The 3163-nt window shown below is 70.6% G+C and carries 3 protein-coding genes; all 3 read left to right on the top strand.

All coding sequences use genetic code 11. The features are described from left to right. The first annotated feature begins 93 nt into the window (after positions 1–93). Entirely contained in the window at positions 94–954 is an 861-nt protein-coding gene (locus PMI12_RS26170; protein WP_007838762.1) for a beta-ketoacyl synthase chain length factor, read from the top strand. A 117-nt stretch (positions 955–1071) separates the two neighbouring features. After that, positions 1072–1794, top strand: a complete 723-nt coding sequence (locus tag PMI12_RS26165; RefSeq protein ID WP_007838761.1) for a response regulator transcription factor — start codon at positions 1072–1074, stop codon at positions 1792–1794. 15 nt (positions 1795–1809) lie between these two features. Further along, complete coding sequence (locus tag PMI12_RS26160; protein WP_007838756.1) at positions 1810–3009, top strand: ATP-binding protein; 1200 nt, start codon at positions 1810–1812, stop codon at positions 3007–3009. Positions 3010–3163 lie beyond the last annotated feature (154 nt).

Raw genomic sequence — 3163 nt, 5'->3', positions numbered from 1 at the left:
GGCACTTCGTGTCGCTTCTCCTCCCCCCGACCGGGGGCAACACCAGTGGCCCGGCAAAGCCGGTTCCACGGTGTTCCGCGAGAAGGCAATCCAATGACAACCACGACAAGCGTCCCTACCCGCCCGACCCTCTACATCGAAGGCCCCGCCTTCTGGACGCCCACGCTGCCCGGCTGGGAAGCCGCGCGCGCCGCCTTCCGCGGCGAAGGCGCGCTGGCCGACCCGCCCGCGAAGCGCCCCTCGCCGCAGGTGCTGGCCCCGGCCGAGCGCCGCCGCGCGCCCGACACCGTGGCGCTGGCGCTCGAAGTGGCGGCCGCCGCCATGGCCGCTTCGGGCCGCAACGCGGCCGACGTGCCCTGCGTGTTCACGTCGGCGCACGGCGACCTGTCGATCAACGACTACATGTGCAGCACGCTCGCGAGCGATCCGAAGATGCTGTCGCCCACCAAGTTCCACAACTCGGTGCACAACGCGGCCGTGGGCTACTGGACCATCGGCACCGGCTGCATGGCGGCCAGCAACGCGATTTCGGCCTACGAGCACAGCTTTGCCTCGGGCCTGCTCGAAGCGGCGGTGCAGTGCGCCTGCGACCAGGAGCCGGTGCTGCTGGTGGGCTGCGACACGCCCACGGTGGGCGCACTGGCTTCGGTCACCGACAGCCGCGGCCTGCTGGCGGTGGCGCTGGTGATCGCCCACGAGCCGACGCAGCGCACCGTAGCGGCGCTCGACTGGTCGCTGGCCGGCGAGGGCGGCACGGCGCCCGCAGCCACGCCACCGAGCTCGGAAGCGGCGAAATCGCTGGCCGAGATCAACCCCATGGCCCAGGCGCTGGCGCTGTTCGAATCGCTGGCGCACCTGGCGCACTCGGGAAACGGCGCGGGCACGCCGGTTGACCTGCCGCTGTCCTCGTCCCTGTCGCTGCGGCTGCAGTTGCGGCCGCTCGAGCGGGGCTGAGCCCACGCCCTCTGGAGTCGGCGCTATGCTTTTCGCAGCATCGCCGGTTGACAGGGGTGTTCGAGGTTTACCCAACTTTACGGAGCGTTCAAGCCCGCTTGCTCCCTTTGGACGACCATGAAGCGCATGAGCACCCCCCAACTCCTGATGATCGAAGACGACGCCCGCCTGGCGCAGATGGTGGGCGAGTACCTGACGCAGTCGGGCTTCGCGTTCAACCATGCCGGCGACGGCGCGAGCGGACTCGAGCAGCTGCAGCAGCACGCGCCCGACCTCGTGATCCTCGACCTGATGCTGCCCGACACCGACGGGCTCGAAGTGTGCCGCCGCATCCGCGCGCTGCCTGCTCCGCTGTCGAAGGTGTCGGTGCTGATGCTGACGGCCAAGGGCGACCCGATGGACCGCATCATCGGCCTGGAGATCGGCGCCGACGACTACCTGCCCAAGCCCTTCGAGCCGCGCGAGCTGCTGGCGCGCATCCGCGCCGTGCTGCGCCGCCGCAGCGAGAACGCCACCGAGGCCGAAGCCTCCACCGTGATGCGCTTCGGCACGCTGGAGATCGACCGCAACGCGCGCACCGTGTCGGTGGCCGGCGCGCTGGCCGACCTCACCTCCTACCAGTTCGACCTGCTGGTGGCGATGGCCGAACGCGCGGGCCGCGTGCTCACGCGCGACCAGATCATGGAAGCCGTGCGCGGCCGCGAACTCGAGGCCTTCGACCGCTCCATCGACGTGCACATGGGCCGCATCCGCGCGGCCATCGAGGTCGACGCGAAGAACCCGAAGCGCATCCTCACGGTGCGCGGCGTGGGCTACGTCTTTGCCAAGCAGCAAGATTGACCCGACCCCGGCCCGATGCTGCGCAACCTCTATTCCCGCCACCTCTACGTCCGCATCTGGCTCGCGGTGGTGGGTGGCGTCGTCATCCTCACGCTGATGGCCAACTGGATCGTGCGCGAAGCGGCGGAGGCCGAGCGCGAGCGCCTGGCGCCGGTGCCGCGCCACGTGGTGGTGCTCGACGCGCAGGACAAGCCCATCGGCGCAGGCACCGCGCTGCGCGTGCCGGGCCAGGGCCTGGAGTTCGACGTGACGCTGAGCGACGGCAAGGCGCTCACGCTGCGCGTGGCGCCGCGCGAACGGCTCCCGGGCTCAGCCGGCTTCGCGCCATGGCGCACGCCGTTCGGGCTGGGATGGATGATCGCGCTGGTGGGGGTAGCGGTGGCACTGGGCGTGTATCCGATCGTGCGGCGCATCACGCAGCGGCTGGAATCGCTGCAGCGCGGCGTGCAGCGATGGGGCGAAGGCGATCTCTCGGTGCGCGTGACCGAAGAAGGGCAGGACGAAGTGACCGATCTCTCCAAACGATTCAACGCGTCGGCCGAACGCATCGAGCAGCTGGTGCGTTCGCACAAGTCGCTGCTGGCCAACGCCTCGCACGAGCTGCGTTCGCCGCTCACACGCATCCGCATGGGCCTGGAGCTGATGGGCGAGCGCCCGAGCCAGTCGGCTCGAGAAGAGATCTCGCGCAACATCGGCGAGCTCGACCAGCTCATCGACGAGATCCTGCTGGCCAGCCGCCTCGACGCCAGCGAGGCCGACATGGGCACCATCGAGGCCGTGGACCTGACCGGCCTCGCGGCCGAGGAATGCTCGCAGGTGAACGCCGAACTCGACCTGGCCGCAGGTACCGACAACGCCACGCTGACCGTGCCGGGTGTGTCGCGCCTGCTGCGCCGCGCGATCCGCAACCTGCTGGAGAACGCCCGCCGCTACGGTGCCGGCGAGATCGCCGTGGAGCTGGGCTGCGCCAACGGCTACGCCACCGTGCGCGTCAACGACCGCGGCCCGGGCGTGCCCACGGCCCTGCGCGAACGCATCTTCGAGCCCTTCTACCGGCTGCCCGGCGCCAGCGAGCGCAACGGCGGCGTCGGCCTGGGGCTGGCGCTGGTGAAGTCGATCGCCGAGCGCCACGGCGGCACAGTGCGCTGCGAAGACCGCCCGGGCGGCGGCGCGAGCTTCGTGATCCGCCTGCCGGTGGCCGCGCGCGGGCACTGAGCCCTCGGTCCTGTTGGCGGGACGCCGCGGAACCGGCTTCGCCGGGCCGCAGGCGTCGCCCCCGGCGAGGGGGAAGGAGAAGCGACACGAAGTGCGCGAAGCCTGGGGGAGAGCCAAGCTAGTCAACCTTGATTCCGCCTTGCTTGATCACTTT

The organism is Variovorax sp. CF313, assembly GCF_000282635.1.
Taxonomy (GTDB): domain Bacteria; phylum Pseudomonadota; class Gammaproteobacteria; order Burkholderiales; family Burkholderiaceae_C; genus Variovorax.
Note: the sequence above shows the minus strand (reverse complement) of the source record. Positions and strands in the feature narration are given on the sequence as shown.